The following is a 19,394-nucleotide window of genomic DNA, read 5'->3' as shown; positions in this document are numbered from 1 at the left end:
TTTACCTTAACATATTGTGACAGCCGTGCAGGACAGGTCTCATCTTTTGTGCTTATCCGAGAATTTTCTGAGGTTAAAAAACAGGCAAAAAAAAGGGTTTGCCACTTGGCAAACCCCTGATTAAAGCGGCAGGAATTAAGAGAATATTAACCCGCCATCCACATTAATGGTTTGCCCGGTGATATAGCGAGCATCGTCTGAGGCGAGAAACGCCACCAACCCGGCAACATCATCTGGCTGCCCGGCACGTTTCAACGGAATATTTTCAACCCACTCCGCCATCAATTCGCCTTTGCCATACGTTTTCTTGTCGCTGCTCAGAATCTCGCCCCACACGCGATCGTTGTAATCCCACATTTCGCTTTCGATGATGCCTGGGCAAAACGCATTTACCGTGATGTGCCACGGTGCCAGCTCCAGCGCCAGACTTTGAGTAATGCCGATCACGCCCATTTTACTGGCGGCATAATGGGGCGTGTAGATAAAACCTTGTCGCCCCTGCCCCGAAGAGGTGTTGATCAAACTGCCGCTGTTCTGCTGCACCATATATTTCGCCGCCTCGCGACAACACAACCAGACGCCGGTGGTGTTGACCGCCAGGATCTTCTCAAAATCACTTTTAGGCATTGCGTCAAATCGGTCAATGGTGATAACTCCGGCGTTTTGAATTGAAACATCAATACTGCCAAACCGTTTAAATGCTTGCTGATAAAGCTGCTGCACCTCGCTTTCAACGGTGACATCAACCTGTAACGACAGAATCTCGCCGCCAAACTGCTTTTGTAAGGTATTGGCCGTCTGATGCACGCGATCCGCATTCGATACCATGACCAGGTTCGCCCCATCGCGGGCAAAGCGGGCCGCAATGCCTGCACCAATTCCTCGACAGGCGCCAGTAATCACCACCGTTTTTCCACTAAAATCTCGTGTCATCTTGCCTCCGTTTAGCCATGACTGACGTTAGATGTTGGGGTGGATTGCTGCTTTTGCTCATGGCGACGCAACAGCACCACTTTGCTTTGCAGACGTTGCTGGAACTGATCGATAACCACAGCAGTCACAATCACCAGTCCTTTAATCACCATCTGCCAAAAATCACTAACGCCCATCATCACCATGCCGTCGGCAAGGAAAACGATAACAAACGCACCAATAATCGAGCCGGAAACCCTGCCGCGACCGCCTGCCAGCGCGGTGCCGCCCAAGACGGTGGCGCCGATGGCATCCATTTCAAACATGTTGCCGGTCATCGGATGTGCAGTTTGCAACTGCGACGCCACCACTAACCCCACCAGACCCGCGCACAAGCCAGAGAAGGCGTAGACAAAAACTTTTACTTTGATGATAGGTACGCCAGCCAGGCGCGCCGCCCCTTCATTACCGCCGGTGGCGTAGATGTAACGCCCAAGCGGCGTTTTACGGGTTAAGTAGAGGCCCAACAGCAAAAAGCCAAGCATTAACCAGATCGGGATATAGACGCCCAGTAGCGTACCCGAGCCGAGGAACGCAAAACCGGTATTACCCAGTTGCGGCAGACCGACCAGGTTGGCGTAAGTGCTACCGTCGTTGAACAGCAGCGCCGCGCCGCGTGCGATATACATCATGCCGAGCGTACAAATGAAGGGAGCAACACCCAGCCGGGTGATCACTGCCCCGTTGATCAATCCCACCAGCACGCCAAAAATCGCCACCACAAGAATCACTTCGGGCACGTTGAGGAACAGCGTATTACCGCCCCAAAGCGGCACGCCGTTGGTGAGCAGCGCACCCGCTACCATGCCGCAAATCCCAGCTACCGCGCCCACGGATAAATCAATGCCGCCGGTCAAAATCACCAGCGTCATGCCAATTGCCAGTAAACCGGTGATGGCGACATGTTGAGTCATGATCAGCAGGTTTGACGTCGTCAGAAAATTCGGCACCATTACGCTGAAAAAGCCCACCACAATCAGTAACGCGATGAAGGTTCGCGCCTTGAGGAGATACATATAGAGCAAATATTTTTGATTCATGAAATTCTCCAGCAACCTTAAGCTTGCGGTGTCGAAGCGCTGATCAGTTTTTCTCGTGTCGCTTCAGCGCGCGGCAGATCGGCGGTAATGCGTCCATCCGCCATGACTAAAATGCGGTCGGCCAGCGCCATCACCTCGTCCAGTTCGGATGAGGAAAACATCACCGCCAGCCCCTGCTGTGCCAGGTTGCCAATCAGGTGATAGACATCGGTTTTTGCGCCAACATCAATACCGCGCGTGGGTTCATCCAACAGCACCACTTTCGGCCCGGTCATCAATGCCTTGCCCAGCACCACTTTCTGCTGGTTACCGCCGCTTAATGAGGTGATCGGCAGCTCGGCATCGCTGACTTTGATCGCCAGATGCCCAATCATTTCATTAACGCGCTGATTCTCTTTACCGGGATTAAGCATTCGCAGCGCACGGCGAAAGCCACGCAGGCTGAGATCGGAGAGCGTCATATTGGCGGTGATCGACATCAGCTGCACTACGCCTTCGGCTTGGCGATCTTCCGGCACCAGTGCGATGCCGCGCTTGAGCCGCTGCTGGAAATTACGCTTCGCCAGATTTTCACCGTTGAGCAACACACTGCCCGACTGACAATGCATCAAGCCAATCAGCCCTTTAAACAGTTCGGTGCGTCCTGCGCCCAGCAAACCGTAAATGCCGATCACTTCCCCTTTTCGTAGCGAAAAAGTGACGTCATTGAGCTTGTATCCGCCGTTTTGATGCAGCGCGGTCAAGCCTTCTACCTGCAAGATCGTGTCACCTTGCGCCGCCGCGTGATAATCGAAGTGCTTTTTCTTGTCGCCTACCATTTGCTCAATGATCCACGGCACGCTGGCATCACGCACTTCGCGCTCACTGATAAAGCGCCCATCGCGGAAAATTGTGATGTGATCGCCAATTTCCATCAGCTCTTCGAGCCGGTGAGAAATGTAGATAATAGTGACACCACGTCGTTTGAGCTGTTCAATGACGTTAAACAGCACCCTGACTTCCGACTGGCTCAGCGCGCTGGTCGGTTCATCCATGATCAGCACACGGGTGTCTTTCGATAGCGCACGTGCAATTTCTACCAGCTGTTGATGACCAATGCCGAGTTCACCTAGCGCCGCATAGGGATCAACGTCCAGCTCCAGCCGCTCCAGCAGCGTTTTTGCCAGCGCATATTGATACTTTTCATTGATCACGCCGCGCTGAAAAAACTCATTGGCAATGAAGATGTTATCCATCACATTCATGTTTGGAAACAGGTTCAGCTCCTGAAAAATTATGCTGATCCCTCGCTTCTCTGCTTGCTGCGTTGAGGTCAGCGACACCGGTTTTCCCTCCAGTAAAATCTCGCCTGATGACGGCGTCTCTACACCCGCCAGCATTTTCATCATGGTGGATTTTCCTGCGCCGTTTTCGCCAATCAGCACGTTCACTTTGTTGCGATAAACGCGGTAATTGACCTGATCGAGCGCCGTTACGCCAGGATAAACCCGCGAGACATTGCGCGTTTCAATGATCACATCGGTAGCCTGTTGCGATTGAGGATTTTGCATATGCCCTCCTTACTGCCGCGTGATTTGCGCTGGCGTGATATCCGGCAGTTTCTGCGGAATGTCCCAGGCACTAAATACGCCCGCCACCGTGATTTTGTCGCCGACTTTTGGCTTGAACTGCTGCATTAATGTGGAAGCCTGCTGATTGATCGCCCGGCCATAATCGCCAAACATCACCTGATCGTTGAAGTCCTGATAGCTGGCCCCTTTATATGCATCGCGCAGTGCAGTGCCGCGAATGATTGGCCCAACCTGAATTGTGACGCTGTCACCTGAAATATCTTTAACCGTCATCTTTCCACTGCGAGAAGTGGTGTTAACTGCGGTGACATCACCGCTGACACTCACGCTGAATACGCAGGGATTCTCTTCCTGGCTGCGATAACCGTAGGTTTTACAGGCACTGTCAAAATCGGGAGCCGACTGCAAAGACTTCATCAACTCAGCCAGCGGTTTCGCTTCGCCTGCGACCTGCGGCACCAGTTTTTGCTGCCAGGTTTGCGCAATATTCGTCATGTTTGGATTGGGGGGATTTTTCAGATCAGCCAGCTCCTGCTGCGACACAATACGGCAACCACCGAGCACAACTGCTATCAGCATCAGCCAGAGTCGTTTATCCATCTCATTCTCCCTGGCGCCCGTTTTCACGGGCGCGGCGGCGGTTAATTACGACTTATAATTGAAGTCCTGCACACCTTTGGCATTTTCTGGCGTGATCAAAATGCCGCGGAACATCACCCGCTGTTTGGCCGGTTTGATCCCTTTCTGGATGAAGTTGTCGATATCGGTGACGCCCTGCGCGGCAATCGCCTGCGCCTGAAGCATGACGGTGGCTTTCAGCGTTCCTGCGGTAACCGCGTCGCGCTCATCGTTGCTACCGTCAATGCCCACCACCGTGACGTCATCGCGTCCTGCGGCTTTCAGCGCCGCAATCGCGCCCAGCGCCACTGGGCCGTTACCGCAAATTACGCCTTTTACATCGGGATGCGCCTGCAGAATGCTGTCCATGATGCGCTTGCCATCAATTAAAGTGCCTTTAGCATCCTGACGCGCCACGCTTTGCATGTCGGGATATTGATCGAGTACCTGATGGAAGGATTTGGAACGGGTTACGCAGTTGTTGTCGGCGAGATTACAGGTCAGTTCAGCGTACTTACCCTTTTCTCCCATCTTCTCAACAAAGACGTTGGCAACATCGGAACCGGCCTGGAAATTGTTGTGGGTAATCTGCTCCAGCGCCACGTCATCAACTGGGATTTCACGGTTAATCAACACCACGGGAATACCAGCATCTTGGGCTTTTTTAATCGCCGCCACGCTGGCGGTGGAATCGGCGTTGTCCAGAATAATGCCCTGCACTTTTTTACCAATCGCGGCATCGATCAGTTCGCTTTGCTTCTTCACATCTTCACCGTGAGACAGCACGGAGGTTTTGTATCCAAGTTGTTGCGCTTTGAGGTTGGCGCCTTTGGCTTCTGAGGCGTAATAAGGATTATCGAGCGAGTTAACCAGAATCATGATGGTGCCTTTCTCTGCAGCAAATGCCGCGTGAGAGATCAGGCAGGCCGCCATTGCAGTGCACAGCAAAGTACGTTTTTTCATGGTGATGTTCTCTCTATTTATCGTTATCGCAGGGTGTTTTGTTTCTCTGGAATTGGCACAGCATTACCAAATGGTGAAACCGCCATCGATCATCAGATCGGCGCCGGTGATCATGTCGCTGCCGTTGCTGGCAAAAAACAGCACGGCGGCGGCGATTTCGTCGGTGTAGGCAAAACGGCCCAGTGGGATAAGTTTTTTCATTTGCTCGCCTTTTTCACCGCGCCAGGCTTTCTCACCCATCGGGGTTAATACCACCGTGGGCGAGAGCGTGTTGACGTTAATACGATGCGGCGCAAATTCTTTCGCCATGACCTTAGTCATGCCAAGCAAGCCCGCTTTTGCCGAGGTGTAAGCCACGTGATTATCAATAGCGATTGAGGCTGCCTGAGAGGCGATATTGATGATTTTGCCGCCGTTGCCCGCCTTAACCATACGTTTACCCACCGCTTGTGAGCAGAGAAATGGCCCGGTGAGATTGACGGCAATCTGCTTCTGCCACTCGGCAAAATCAGTCTCCAGTACCGGTTGCAGCATCACGTAACCGGCGCAATTCACCAGAATATCGATATGACCGTAATGTGCTTCAACCTGATCAAAAGCCTGTTCAACCGAAGCAGGATCGGTGACGTCACAGCAGACAAACTGCACGCTTTCTGCTGCAAACCCGACACTGAGGCTGCTGACTTTCTCCGCTTCAAACGGCGGATAGAGCAGCGCCAGACATGCGCCCTTTTCCAGCAGCATGGCGTTGCTCGCCATGGCAATACCGCCGAGTCCGCCGGTCACCACCGCGACTTTGCCGCTGAGATCTTGCGCCGTGTCCACGCCATAGCGCAGATTTACGTCATATTCACCGCTCATTCGTTACACTCCTTCAGGGTTTAACTTTCTCAATCGCAAATCATCATTTTCGAACAAAAATATATGCTATCGAATTGAAAGGATGTGTGGGTGAGATCAAATTTCATACAACTCGGCGAGAGATATTCATTATCTTATTGAAAAGACGTGATGTGCATTACAAACAGAAAAAATCGCATGGATAAAGATGCTGAACCCAATGTGAAGATTCAATAACCTGTTTATTGTTTATTTTCGTTCGAAAATCATTGGCCGTTTTCATCATCTCGCATTCGCAAAAATGGCGCGGTAGACTCAGCATCAGGTCCACGTTCGCCTACACCTAACGCGATTGGAAAAGGGAGCATTTCGATTGAAAAGCAAGAGTGAGCAGTTGGCTGATATGCAGCAACGCCGCGAAAAGATTCTGGAAATGATCCGTGAGGATGGCACGGTCACCGTCAAAGCGTTGACTGAAACCTTTGGCTTAACGGAAGCCACGTTACGTACCGATCTGCGGATGCTGCAAAAACAAGGTTTTGTACAGCGTTACCACGGTGGCGCAACATTAATGACCGGAAAACAGAATACCGGCGCGCTGCTGCTGGAGCGGCAAACACATCTTGAAGAGAAAGAAGCGATAGGACGTTTAGCCGCGCAGCATATCGAAAATGGCGACACAGTGATTTTCGATTCGGGTACCACTACCACCGCCATTGCCGAAGCGATCAGCCATATTCGCCGTTTATCGGTGGTCACAACCGCCGTGAACATTGCGCTGAAACTGGGTGGCGAGCCGGGAATAAATATCTTGTTAACAGGCGGGACGTTTAAATTTCCAACATTGTCGACATCTGGCGAAAAAGCGGCAAACTTCTTCGAAAATGTATTGGCAGAGAAGCTGTTTCTGGCAACCGCCTGTATTTCACCGCGCCTCGGTTTGAGCTTTCCCAGCGAAACCGACATCAAAGTTAAAATGGCGATGATCAACTCGGCCAACACGGTTTATGTGGTCGCCGATTCCAGCAAGATCGATAAGGTGTCGATGTTTGCGCTGCCGTGTGACTGGAGCAAAATTCACTGCCTGATTACCGACAACGGTATTTCTTCAGCACAGGTTGATGCATTCGAAGCGTTGGGCGTGAGGGTGTTGGTTGCGCCGTTGCCGTTGAGGCGGGCGATGTGAGTCCGTTTTAAACGCGCCGTAAAAAAACAGGGTGGCGTTCAGTTGGGAATAAAGGGCGATTGCGTAAAGACGCCGTCAATACCTCGCTGTAGGCGCATCCGCCGCAGCCCTGCGGCGGATGCGCCCTACCTGTCTCATGCACGCCAGATAAAGTCATATCAGTAATTTATCTACACCTGTTTTATAGATTCATCTTCAGCAATCTTTAAATCAGCACGGTAATAACGCACCACATCACCAATCATCAGCAACGACGGTGAAACCGGCTTTTCATTTTCAACCGTTTGCGCTAACGCCTTCAACGTCGTGATCAACACGCGCTGCTCGGGTCGCGTCCCATTTTCGATGATGGCTACTGGCGTATCCGCATCGCGCCCTTGAGCCAACAGCTGCACACTGATTGAGGCACTCCAGCTCAATCCCATATAAAACACTAACGTCTGATTCGCAGCGGCCAACGATGCATCATTCAGTTGCGGTTCACCGCTGCGCCCGTGTCCGGTAATCAGTCGCAGCGATTGCGCACAATCGCGATGCGTCAGGGGAATTCCGCTGGCGGCGGCGCAACCCACCGCCGCCGTGATACCGGGTACCACCTCACACACAATACCGGCTTGTTGCAGGCTCACCATCTCTTCACCGCCACGCCCAAAAATAAAGGGATCGCCGCCTTTTAGCCGCACCACGTTGCGTCCACTCAGCGCTAAATCCACCAGCAGCTGATTGATTTGCGACTGCTTTAACCCGTGATAACCAGGCCGCTTACCCACATCAATACACAAGGCGCTGTCGGGCACTTCCGCCATCACCGCCTCGCTCACCAATCGGTCATACACCACTACTTCCGCTTGTTGTAACAACCGTAACGCTTTTACCGTGAGCAGCTCAACATCACCGGGACCCGCGCCCACTAACCAAACACGTCCATGTTCCGAAGCTTCGCCATTGGGCGTCAGCAGTTTATCCAATGCATCAATAGCAAGCGTCATGATTCCTCCGTCACGCATGATGACAGCAGTTGTTTTAGCTCCGGGATGCAGGAGCCACAATTTGTTCCGCACTTGAGTTTGGCGCCCAGCGCCTGTGTGCTACGGCAGCCTTGGGCCACCGCATTTAAAATGGTTTGTTCGCCTACGCTAAAGCAGCTGCAAATAATGCGGCCCGCCACGTCACCTTGCGCAGCTTGCCCCGCCAGTAGCGAATGACGATCGATGGCACGCGTTGGCGCAGCCTGAAAAGCCGCAGTAATGAAAGCGTGATCGAGGTGCGGTAAGCGAGAAGCGGCATAAAACGCCAGCTGTAACGCACCGGTGCGCCACGCCAGTAGCCGATAATCCTGGCCGCCTTCGGCAACCTGCAACTGCATTGAAGTCAAATCCGTGTGTGAAGCGAGCCAGTTTGATGCAGAACCTTCTCCGCCCAATACAAAACGCTGCGCGCCCTGTTGTGGCGCACGCGCCCAATAGCGAAGATTTTTCGGCGCTTGATCGCTGCGTTGCCATAGCCAACCTTGCCAATCTACGCGCAGCGGTTGAATACGCACCGCCGTCTGCTTTAAGGCGGGTTGCCCCGATGCCGGGCAGCAGAGCGCGGCCACCAACATGTCTACATTGCTTTGCTGGCTGAACTGGCGGTTCCAGTGCATCGGCACGAAAAGTTCGCCGCGTCGAAGTCCGCTGTCGTGGGTAACGCGTGCGGTGATCCAGCCGTGAACCGATTGCACGCGCGCCAGTGTTTCTGCAGGTAAGCCATACGCAATGGCATCTTGAGGATGCAGCGCGACAAAAGGCTCATCGCAGTGTTGCATCAGACGCGGCACTGCCCCGGTACGCGTCATGGTATGCCATTGATCGCGCACGCGACCGGTGTTCATTAACAGCGGATAATCTCTATTAACAGTGACTGTTTTTGTCTCTGCGGACGGCAGCAAACGCGCCTTCCCGTCAGGATGAAAGAAGCGACGATCGCTGAATAAACGTGCGCAACCATCAGGATGCTGTGCATTAACCGGCCATTGAATCGGACGCAATTTATCCCAGCCGTCGTCACTTAACTGCGCCAGCCCGCTGATATCAAAGGCGCGCTGTCCGTGGTTTTCAAAGCCGGAAAGTGCAGCGTGTTCACGGAAGATCTGCGCCGGATGGGTCCAGCCAAAGGCGGCGGCGAAACCCAAACGCTGCGCCACTTGCGCCAGCAGCCACCAATCGGGTTTGGCATCACCAGGCGCTGCTGCAAACGCACGCTGACGGGAGATGCGGCGCTCGGAGTTGGTTACTGTGCCATTTTTTTCACCCCAACCCAGCGCGGGCAACAGAATGTCAGCGAAGGCGCTGGTATCGGTTTGCGCTAAGACATCGGAAACAATCACCAACGGACATTTTGCCAGCGCCTGCGCAATGCGATTGCCTTCTGGCATCGACACCGCTGGATTAGTGCCCATAATCCACACCGCTTTTACGTCACCCCGCTCAATAGCGTCGAACAGCTTTACCGCCGTCAAACCAGGCTGACGCGCTATGGTTGGGCTTTGCCAAAAGCGTTGCAAACGATCGCAATCGGCATCATTAAAATTCATATGGGCCGCGAGTTGATTCGCCAATCCCCCCACTTCACGGCCCCCCATCGCGTTGGGCTGCCCCGTAAGTGAAAACGGCCCGCTGCCCGGCAAACCCACTTTTCCGCTGAGCAAATGTGCATTGATAATGGCGTTGTTATTGTCGCTGCCGCTGACGGATTGGTTAACGCCCATGCACCACAAGGTCAGCACGCGTTGCGATGAGGTAAACAGCTGCCAGAAAGCAGTAACCTGTTCCGGTTCAAGATCGCAGTGCGCAGCAACCCGAGCAAGATCCCATTCGCGCGCCGCGAGCAGCGCCGGTTCCACATCGGCCAAGTGCGCGAGCATGCGGGTATCTATACCGTTGTTTTCTACCAACCAGTTCAGCAAACCGGCAAACAAAACGCTGTCGCTACCAGGACGTAATGCCAAATGCAGATCGGCAAGATCGCAGGTTGCGGTGCGGCGTGGATCGATCACTATCACCTGCATTTCTGGTCGCTGCTGTTTGGCCTTGACCAGCCGCTGATACGCAACCGGATGTGCCCATGCTGCGTTTGATCCTACCAGGATCACGACATCCGCGCGTTCAAAATCCTCATAGCAACACGGCACTGCATCTGCACCGAACGCGCGTTTATAACCTACAACAGCCGATGCCATGCAGAGCCGCGAATTGGTATCGATATTGGCGGCCCCGATGAACCCTTTCATCAGCTTATTGGCAACATAATAATCTTCTGTCAACAACTGGCCCGAGCCGTAAAATGCCACCGCCTGCGGGCCATGTTGTTCAATGATCTCACGCAGCCCGTTCGCTGCGGCCTCCAGCGCCGTGTCCATGCTCACGCGTTGTTGATTGACCTGTGGATAAAGCAGTCTCCCATCCTTTTTCAGGGTTTCACCCAGCGCGGCCCCTTTTACACACAGCCGACCGAAATTGGCTGGATGTTGGAGATCGCCTGCGACCTGCGCCTGTTCATCGCCCTGTGGCGTGACGCTAACGCCGCAGCCGACGCCGCAATAAGGACAGGTGGTTTTCATGATGCCTTCGCCATGACATTAAGTGGTCGGTTTGCCAGCCAGATTTGTCCCGCTTCCAGTTTCACCGGCCAACAGCGTAGCTGGTGCTGCGGATTATCCAGGCTTTGCCCGTCACGCAGCCGCACGCGCTGCTTGTAGAGCGGCGAAATCACTACCGGTTCGCCACCCACGTCGCCGAGAATGCCGCGCGACAGCACGCTGACGTCGCTGCCGGGCTCACGATCTTCCAGCGCGTAGAGTTCATCGCCAAAGCGGAACAACGCAATGCGCTCGCTGCCAAGGCGTGCGCCAATTCCTGCCTGCAACGGCAGAGAATCGAGATCGCATACCCTGCTCCAGGGTTCAGCGGGCAGATGCATAACAGGGATCGCGTTCGCGGCGGCGGGCTGACGCTGTCCCCGTACTTGCACATAACGCAAGGTTTCATCGGGTTCGTTGCTGTTCACCGTTGGGGTAAACAAGGCGCGGCGTGACGGATCTTGCAGCGTGGTTTGCCATTCGCACTGGTAGCTTTCCACCACGTGCTGCATCTCTTGCTCCAGCATGGCGCCAATGCCGAGGCTGTCTTCAATGATCACGTCACGCAGGTAGTCGAGGCCACCTTCCATGTTGTCCATCCACACGCTGGTGCGCTGTAAACGGTCGGCGGTACGCACATAAAACATCAGGATACGGTCAACGTAGCGCAGCAAGGTTTCATCGTCGAGGTCGCTGGCGAATAAGTCCGCGTGGCGCGGTTTCATGCCACCGTTACCGCACACATACAGGTTCCAGCCTTTGTCGGTAGCGATCACCCCGATATCTTTGCTCTGCGCTTCGGCGCATTCACGGGTGCAGCCTGAAACGGCCATTTTGATTTTGTGCGGGGCGCGCAGGCCCTTGTAGCGGTTCTCCAGCGCGATGGCAAACGCGGTGGAATCCTGCACGCCGTAGCGACACCAGGTTGAGCCGACACAAGATTTCACCGTACGCAGCGATTTACCGTAGGCATGACCGGTTTCGAACCCTGCCATCAGCAGCTCTTCCCAAATTGCGGGCAGCTGATCGAGGCGCGCGCCAAACAGGTCGATACGTTGACCGCCTGTTATTTTGGTGTAGAGATCGTAACGTGCTGCCACTTGCCCAATCGCAATCAGACCTTGTGGCGTAATTTCCCCCGCAGCGACACGCGGCACCACCGAGTAAGTTCCATCTTTCTGGATGTTACCGAAGTAGCGATCGTTGGTATCTTGCAGGGGCAGATGAGCCGGTTTTAACAGGTAATCATTCCAGCAAGAGGCCAGCAGCGAAGCCGCCAACGGCTTACAGACTTCGCAGCCGTGACCGCGACCATGTGCCGCCAGTAACGCATCAAAGGTTTGGATTTTCTCTACCCGAATCAGGTCATAAAGCGCCTGACGTGAATAGGCAAAGTGCTCGCACACCTCTTTTTTCACTTCGACGCCAAGGTTTTCCAGCTGGAATTCCATCACCTGCTTCACCAGCGCGGAACACCCTCCGCAGCCTGTTGCTGCTTTGGTGCAACTTTTCACACTGGCCAACTCGCCACAACCGTCTCGCACCGCTGAGCAGATATCGCCTTTGCTCACATTGTGACAGGAACAGACCTGCGCGCTGTCGGGTAATGCTGCCACACCCAACGCTTTACTCGGTGTACCAGCCAGTGCAGGTAAGATCAGCGTTTCTGGCGAAGCCGGTAACGGCAGTTGATTCAGCATCATCTGTAGCAGCGATGAATAGTCTTCGCTGTCGCCTACCAACACGCCGCCAAGCAACAGTTTGCCGTCTGCTGACACCACGATTTTTTTGTAGACGCCTCTTGGGCCATCGGTCCAGTGATAGGTTTGACTGCCCGCAGTACGCGCGTGCGCATCACCAAACGAGGCCACTTCCACGCCCAACAGCTTGAGTTTAGTACTCATATCGGCACCGCTAAAAGCGCTGGCTTCGGCGGCCAGATGTCCTGCCAGCACGCGCGCCATTTGATAGCCTGGCGCAACTAAGCCGAAAATCTGCCCGTTCCATAATGCACATTCGCCGATAGCAAAAATATCGTCATCGCTGGTTTGGCAGTGATCGTTGATCTCAATGCCGCCACGCGGGCCGAGCACCAGATCGGCGTCACGCGCCAACTCATCACGCGGACGTATGCCCGCTGAAAACAGCACCAGATCGGTGGGCAGTTCGCCCCCGTCAGCAAAGCGCAACAGTACGCTGCCATCTTCTTGCTTTTCAATCGTTTCAGTTTGCTTTGAGGTGTGCACGGTGACGCCCAGCGCGTCAATTTTCTGACGCAGCATCAATGCGCCGCCCTCATCGAGCTGAACCGCCATCAGGCGCGGCGCGAACTCCACGACGTGCGTTTCCAGGCCTAACTGTTTCAGGGCATTCGCCGCTTCAAGGCCCAGCAGTCCGCCGCCAATCACCACACCGCGTGTGCTGTTTTTGGCGCAGGCCGCAATCGCATCGAGATCGTCCAGTGTGCGATAAACAAAGCAGCGATCGCCATCGTGGCCCGGCACTGGCGGTACGAAGGCACGCGATCCGGTTGCCAGCACTAACTTATCCCACGCCAGTTCGTTTCCGGCGCTGTCACGCACGCTGCGCTGCTGGCGATCAATCGCAACGACCTGACAACCGCGACGCAGCTCAATGCCGTACTGCTCAAAAAAGTTATCGCTCACCAGCGACAATTCTTCCGCGCTTTTACCGGTAAAATACGCTGAAAGATGCACGCGATCGTAAGCCATGCGCGGCTCTTCGCCATAGACCACCACGTGATAGTGCTGATGCAGTTCACGTGCGACCAGCTGTTCCAAAAAATGGTGGCTGACCATGCCGTGACCCAGCACAGCTAATGTCGGTTTATTCATCACAAAGCTTCCTGCAGCCTGCGGCTGCGTTTCAGGTTCATCAAGGCCAAACAGCGTGTTCAGGCTGATCTGCTCGGCAGCGTTTAGACGGGTTAACAGCGATGTGCCCTGCTGGCTGTCGCCAAACAACAGCACGCCGTTGAGCCGTCCGTGCTTGAGAAAAAGACGGCGATAGTGGCCAGAAAGCGGATCAAAACTGGTCAGCGACGGCGCTTCTCGAATGTCGCCCGCGCTAAACAGAGAAATGCCGCTGACCTTCAGGCGCGTGCCGCTCTTTTCGTGGTAAAAATCGGCGCGTGGCGCGTCGGCCAGCTGCGCACCTAATACTTCAGCCTGCGCCAGACAAGGCGCGACCAGGCCAAAGGTCTCTCCGGCTATCTCGCAGCATTCACCGACGGCGTAAACATTGGGAATTGTGCTGCGCAACTGACGATCAACGCAGATGCCGCGTTGACAAGGCACACCCGCCGCCTGTGCCAAGGCACTTTCCGGTTGCACACCGATGGCGATCACCACTTGCTCCGCCATGACGATGCTGCCGTTAGTCAGAACCGCGCCCTGTTCAGTGACTTCAGTTACGCCGCTGTTGAGTTCGCAGCGAATACCGCGACGGCGCAGTTGGGCGAGCAGCAATTCCCCCGCTTTGGCATCCAGCTGGCGATCCAACAGCCAGGGTTTGTGATGCACCAGCGTCACGTCACGGCCTTGCGCTTTCAGCGCTGCGGCGGCTTCAATACCGAGAAAACCGCCGCCTAACACCACGACCGGGCCAGATGCGCTGAGTAATTTTTCAACATCTCGCAGGCTGCGAAAACCGCTGACTTTAGGATGACCGATACCAGGAATCACCGGCATCCGCGGCTGCGAACCGCTAGCAAATACCAGTCGATCCCAGTGCAGCTGACGTTGATCGGTCTGCACACAGCGGGTTGCCAGATCGACGCGCTCAACCGTTTCACCCGCCAGCAGCTGAACGCCATTTTCGACATACCAGTCACGATCGTGGATCAGCGTGTCGGCAAACGCTTTTTCACCCGCCAGCACCGGAGACAGCAGCACGCGGTTGTAATTGCCCAGCGGTTCACGACCAATCACGGTGATGGCGTAACGCTGCGGGGCCAGTGCCAGCAGGGTCTCTACCATGCGCATGCCCGCCATTCCGTTGCCAATTACCAGCAGCTGTTGCTTCATGGTGCGATCCTCACGCCGCAGTGGTCTGTTTTTCGTAGAGGAAGTGCAAGATCTTCTGGCGCAGCTGGTGATAACGCGGCTCGTCAGCCAGCGCGACGCGTGAACGCGGACGCGGCAAGTCGATATCGAGCATATCGCCCACGTGCGCCGCAGGTCCGTTGGTCATCATCAGCACGCGATCCGACAGCAGCACCGCTTCATCTACGTCGTGGGTGATCAGTACAATGGTGGTATTCAACTCTTGCTGGATGCGCATCACGCTGTCCTGCAAATGGGCACGGGTTAATGCATCCAGCGCGCCAAAAGGTTCATCAAGCAGCAACACGCGCGGCTTCATCGCTAAGGCGCGTGCAATGCCTACACGCTGTTTCATGCCGCCAGAGATTTCGCCCGGACGTTTGTGCATCGCATGGCTCATCTGCACGCGATTGAGGTTGTGCTCGATCCAGTCGCTGATTTCCGCTTTGCTCATCTTGCCTTTGAATACCTGCTTTACCGCCAGCTCGACGTTTTGGTAGGTGGTTAACCACGGCAGCAAGGAATGGTTTTGGAATACCACCGCACGCTCTGGGCCGGGACCGGTGATTTCACGGTTATCACACAACAACACGCCGCTGCTGGGGCGCGTTAGCCCGGCGATCAAATTCAACAAAGTAGATTTGCCACAGCCGGAATGGCCGATCAGGCTCAAGGTTTCTCCTTCGCGGATGTCAAAACTGACGTTATCGAGCGCGAGGAAATCGCCGCCAGATGTGTTAAAGCGCTGGCTGACCTGCTGTACGCGAATGATATGTTGCATGGCGATCCCCTTATTTTTCCCAGCTAAAACGACGGACCAGCAGCATCAAGCCCTGCTCCAGCAGCAACCCAACCACACCGATAATCAGGATGGCGATCAGGATGTTTTCCACGTTGAGGTTGTTCCATTCATTCCAGATCCAGAAACCGATGCCCAGGCCGCCGGTTAGCATTTCAGCGGCGACAATCACCAGCCAGGCGATACCAATAGACAGGCGCACGCCGGTTAATACCGCCGGTAACACCGCAGGCAGTAAAATGCGACGCATCACCGTCCATTCGGAGAGTTGCAAAACCCGTGCAACGTTGAGGTAATCCTGCGGAATACGCTGCACACCTTCGGCGGTGTTGAGGATCATTGGCCAAATAGAGCAGATAAAAATGGTCCAGCTGGAAGCGGGTTCAGCGCGTTGAAATAACAGCAGGCCAATCGGCAACCACGCCAGCGGACTCACCGGGCGCAGCAGCGCAATAATTGGATTGAACATGCGTGACATAAAGGTAAAGCGCCCCAGCAGAAAACCGGCGGGAATGCCCACCAGCGCAGCCAGCCCAAAGCCAATGGCGACACGTTGCAGTGACGCGAGCACGTTCCAGCCGATACCCTGATCGTTCGGGCCGTTGTTATAGAACGGATCGGCGAACAGCGTTTGTGCCGCCTGCCAGGTTGCATACGGCGTGGGAAAACCCTGGCTCGACAAGGCGGCGATTTGCCACACCAAACCCAGCAGCAGCATACCGCTCAGCGCAGGGATGACACGCTCTAGCAGTGGACGCAGACGGGCCGGTTTAGCCGCCGCTTTAGGGGCAATCTGTAGCGGAATAATGGTTGCGCTACTCTCTGTTTTCACAGGTTGCGCCAGGGCGCGAGCTTCAGTTTTCATGACAACCTCTGTTAACGTTTGATGGCAAAGCTGGCGGCGTAAGCGGCAGGATCGGTTCCATCCCACACTTTGCCGTCAATGAAAGTACTGCTGCGCATCTCGCTGGCGGGCAGCGTGACGTTACCGACCGCGCTGGCGGCCTGCTTGTAGATATCTATGCGGTTGATTTTGCGTGCCACGGCCAGATAATCGGGATCAGTTTTCACCAGGCCCCAACGCTTCATCTGCGTCAGGAACCACATGCCGTCTGATAAATAGGGGAAGTTGACGCTGCCATCGTGGAAGAAACGCATGGCGTGAGCATCTTGCCAGGTTTGTCCCAAACCGTTTTCGTAGTGGCCAAGCATCCGGCCTTCCAGCGTCTCGACTTTGGTGTTGATCCATGCGCGCCCCGCCAACGCCTTGACGGTTTCACGGCGGTTATCGTCTGAAGCGTCGATCCAGCGAGCCGCTTCCAGCACGGCCGCGGTTAGCGCGCGAGCGGTATTCGGATTTTCAGTGACCCATTGCGCACGTGTTCCAAGCACTTTTTCCGGGTGATCTGGCCAGATCTGCTGGCTGGTCACGGCGGTAAAACCAATGTTGTCGCTGATGGCACGCTGGTTCCAGGGTTCACCGACGCAGTAGCCGCTCATGTTGCCAATCTTCATGTTCATCACCATTTGCGGTGGCGGCACGACAACGGTGCGCACATCTTCAAATGGGTCGATACCGGCATTCGCCAGCCAGTAATAGAGCCACATGGCGTGAGTGCTGGTGGGAAACGTGTGGGCGAAGGTGTAGCTGCCCTTGGCTTTAGCATCGATGGCTTTTTTCAGGCTGGCGGCATCCGTTACGTTTTGCGCTTTCAACTGGTTAGAGAGGGTTATCGCCTGACCGTTGTTGTTGAGTGTCATCAGGTTAGCCATGTCGTGCTGCGGTCCTGCGACACCCAGTTGCAGGCCATAAAGCATGCCGTAAAGCACATGCGCGGCATCCAGTTCACCCGATGTGAGCTTGTCGCGCACCGCAGCCCAGCTGGCTTCTTTGCTGACCTGCAGCGTAATGCCATATTTCTTATCGAAACCTTTCAACGATGCCATAACGACCGGCGCACAGTCGGTGAGTGGAATAAAACCGACGCGCACCGTGGTTTTTTCGGGTGCATCCGATCCCGCCGCCCAGGCGGCATGATGCAAACCTGGCAATAAATAGCTGCCACCTACTGCGGCTCCAGCCAATAACAACTGACGGCGTGAGAGTGAAAAAGGCGTTTTGCTCATCATTGGCACCTGAAAAAATGAAATAAAAAAAGGCGTCCTCCGACATGCCGTAGCACGCGGATGGACGCCTTTATCCAAAGCACTCGCTTCACCGCCGTTGGCGAAACAAATGCGCATTGTCTGTAAGGTAAAGCAAAGCCTGTGCCAATGTGTTGAAAGCCAGCTGGCAAGGCTTTTCCATCACAACTGATGGAAAATCACACAAATTTGCACCCTGCTGACGCACTCTACGCACAGGCTTTGTGCAACTACCTCCTTTGAGTTACCCCTTTAACGTGGCCGCCACAGCCAGCACGGCATTAGCGATGTCCAGGATGCGTTTGTTTTGATTCATGGCGCTTTTACGCAGCGCCTGCCACGCAGACTCTTCACTGTGACCGTGCTGCTGCATCAACCAGCTTTTGGCCTGATCGATAATTTTTCGCTCATCCAGCGTGGCACGCATTGAAGCCAGTTCCTCAGCCTGATTGCGTAAACGCTGAGCCTGTTCGCCAATCATTGACAATACCGAACGTCCTAATTGCGGCGCTAATCCATCGCTGTTCAGGGTTGCGGCTTCGCCATTGAGCCAGTCAGCGCCGGAAACATACAGGGCAAAACTGCTGTCACCTTGCGCCACCTTGAGTGGGGCTTCCGCCTGTAATTTTGCGACGGCAATAGCTTCACGGCAGCGCGTCATTAACGTGGCCGATAAATGATCTTCTATGCGTTTCATGTGATCGATACGAACCGACAGCAGCGAAAACCAGTTCAGCGCACCCGTCTCTTCGCTTTGACCGCCGGTGCAGGCGATGCGCCGTAAACGCTCGATTTCACGGCTGGCCTGCGCCAGCGGTTGCCAGCAAGCCAGCGCGTCGACATCTGCAAACTGGCTGAAGGTTGCGAAACTCTGCTCTTGCGCATCAATCAGCGCCACCATGCAGCGACGCTGCTCCGCGCTAAATTGCCCTACGGTGAATCCTGCCGAACCGGTTGCACGCTCCTGGCCCGCCAGCTCTTTTCCCTGCATAAAACTGAACAATGCGATCAACGCGCGTGAAATTTCGGGATGGCTGGCGGTGTCAGCGGCTTCAAACACCAGATTTAATAAGCTGCGAATAATGTGATTAAACGCGGACATCGCCTGCGCGTGACTCAATTGCTGATCAGAAAGTTGAAGGCGAAGCGTCGGGAGATCGTTTAACGCCTGTAAAGTCGCCGCAATCAGCATAAACATCCGGCTGTAACCCGGTTGCGCCAGCGCAGGCGGTAAAACCTGGTAAAAAGCGTGCTGGCACTGAATCACATCCTGCTCGCGCGCCCGCCGCTCTTGCGCGAACAGTTTTCCCTGTGAGCAGATCCAGATATTACTTGCGCCACGTTCTCGCTGCAGTTGATGTACTAATTCGCTCACAGCAGCCAGTAACTGGCCGGTACGCAGCAAGCGTTGCAGGCTGGCAATATCACTTTCACATGAAGCTTGCAGGTACTTCAGCGCATCCGTCATCGCCCAACCCTCATCGCGTAAAGTTCAATTCAAGCAAAAGCCATGCCGCTTTATTAAAAGAGTGAGATCGCCGTTACCCCGGAAATTCTGATTTTGATGAGAAAATTAA

14 protein-coding genes are annotated in these 19,394 nt (G+C 54.7%); 1 reads left to right on the top strand and 13 read right to left on the bottom strand.

The window, feature by feature from the left end; translation table 11 throughout:
- Window positions 1–135 precede the first annotated feature (135 nt).
- The 6 genes from SC127_RS20285 to SC127_RS20260 form a co-directional block, all read right to left on the bottom strand.
- Entirely contained in the window at window positions 136–933 is a 798-nt protein-coding gene (locus tag SC127_RS20285) for an SDR family oxidoreductase (RefSeq protein ID WP_215846969.1), read from the bottom strand.
- 11 nt (window positions 934–944) lie between these two features.
- Window positions 945–2,012 (bottom strand): ABC transporter permease, encoded by a 1,068-nt coding sequence (locus SC127_RS20280; RefSeq protein ID WP_215846970.1) that lies wholly within the window; start codon window positions 2,010–2,012, stop codon window positions 945–947.
- Between the two features lie 17 nt (window positions 2,013–2,029).
- A complete protein-coding gene (locus SC127_RS20275) occupies window positions 2,030–3,562 on the bottom strand; it encodes a sugar ABC transporter ATP-binding protein (protein ID WP_243078093.1) in 1,533 nt (510 codons plus the stop codon).
- A 9-nt stretch (window positions 3,563–3,571) separates the two neighbouring features.
- Window positions 3,572–4,183 carry a DUF2291 family protein gene (locus SC127_RS20270; protein WP_243078094.1) on the bottom strand — a complete coding sequence of 204 codons (612 nt, stop codon included), beginning with the start codon at window positions 4,181–4,183 and terminating at the stop codon, window positions 3,572–3,574.
- A gap of 45 nt (window positions 4,184–4,228) precedes the next feature.
- Window positions 4,229–5,164, bottom strand: coding sequence for a D-ribose ABC transporter substrate-binding protein (locus SC127_RS20265; protein ID WP_332627734.1), 936 nt, complete (start codon window positions 5,162–5,164; stop codon window positions 4,229–4,231).
- Between the two features lie 63 nt (window positions 5,165–5,227).
- Window positions 5,228–6,025: a GolD/DthD family dehydrogenase gene (locus SC127_RS20260; RefSeq protein WP_332627732.1), complete on the bottom strand. Its 798-nt coding sequence runs from the start codon at window positions 6,023–6,025 to the stop codon at window positions 5,228–5,230.
- 352 nt (window positions 6,026–6,377) lie between these two features.
- Here SC127_RS20260 and SC127_RS20255 point away from each other — a divergent pair, with 352 nt between their 5' ends.
- Window positions 6,378–7,190 carry a DeoR/GlpR family DNA-binding transcription regulator gene (locus tag SC127_RS20255; protein ID WP_215846973.1) on the top strand — a complete coding sequence of 271 codons (813 nt, stop codon included), beginning with the start codon at window positions 6,378–6,380 and terminating at the stop codon, window positions 7,188–7,190.
- Window positions 7,191–7,360: 170 nt separating this feature from the next.
- Here the strand turns inward: SC127_RS20255 and cobA are convergent, their stop codons facing one another.
- The 7 genes from cobA to SC127_RS20220 form a co-directional block, all read right to left on the bottom strand.
- Window positions 7,361–8,179: a uroporphyrinogen-III C-methyltransferase gene (cobA, locus tag SC127_RS20250; protein ID WP_332627729.1), complete on the bottom strand. Its 819-nt coding sequence runs from the start codon at window positions 8,177–8,179 to the stop codon at window positions 7,361–7,363.
- The gene (locus tag SC127_RS20245) at window positions 8,176–10,791 is read right to left on the bottom strand and encodes a nitrate reductase (RefSeq protein ID WP_332627728.1); all 2,616 of its coding nucleotides are present in this window, start codon (window positions 10,789–10,791) and stop codon (window positions 8,176–8,178) included. The genes cobA and SC127_RS20245 overlap by 4 nt, the downstream gene beginning before the upstream one ends.
- Window positions 10,788–14,855 carry a nitrite reductase large subunit NirB gene (nirB, locus tag SC127_RS20240; RefSeq protein ID WP_332627726.1) on the bottom strand — a complete coding sequence of 1,356 codons (4,068 nt, stop codon included), beginning with the start codon at window positions 14,853–14,855 and terminating at the stop codon, window positions 10,788–10,790. The genes SC127_RS20245 and nirB overlap by 4 nt, the downstream gene beginning before the upstream one ends.
- Window positions 14,856–14,865: 10 nt before the next feature.
- Window positions 14,866–15,654 (bottom strand): ABC transporter ATP-binding protein, encoded by a 789-nt coding sequence (locus tag SC127_RS20235; RefSeq protein ID WP_243078099.1) that lies wholly within the window; start codon window positions 15,652–15,654, stop codon window positions 14,866–14,868.
- A 10-nt stretch (window positions 15,655–15,664) separates the two neighbouring features.
- Complete coding sequence (ntrB, locus tag SC127_RS20230; protein WP_332627724.1) at window positions 15,665–16,537, bottom strand: nitrate ABC transporter permease; 873 nt, start codon at window positions 16,535–16,537, stop codon at window positions 15,665–15,667.
- An 11-nt stretch (window positions 16,538–16,548) separates the two neighbouring features.
- A complete protein-coding gene (locus SC127_RS20225; RefSeq protein ID WP_332628253.1) occupies window positions 16,549–17,799 on the bottom strand; it encodes a CmpA/NrtA family ABC transporter substrate-binding protein in 1,251 nt (416 codons plus the stop codon).
- Window positions 17,800–18,061: 262 nt separating this feature from the next.
- Entirely contained in the window at window positions 18,062–19,285 is a 1,224-nt protein-coding gene (locus tag SC127_RS20220) for a nitrate regulatory protein (RefSeq protein WP_243078101.1), read from the bottom strand.
- Between the last annotated feature and the right edge of the window lie 109 nt (window positions 19,286–19,394).

This window comes from Pantoea sp. T14, assembly GCF_036663535.1.
Taxonomy (GTDB): domain Bacteria; phylum Pseudomonadota; class Gammaproteobacteria; order Enterobacterales; family Enterobacteriaceae; genus Pantoea; species Pantoea phytostimulans.
Note: the sequence above shows the minus strand (reverse complement) of the source record. Positions and strands in the feature narration are given on the sequence as shown.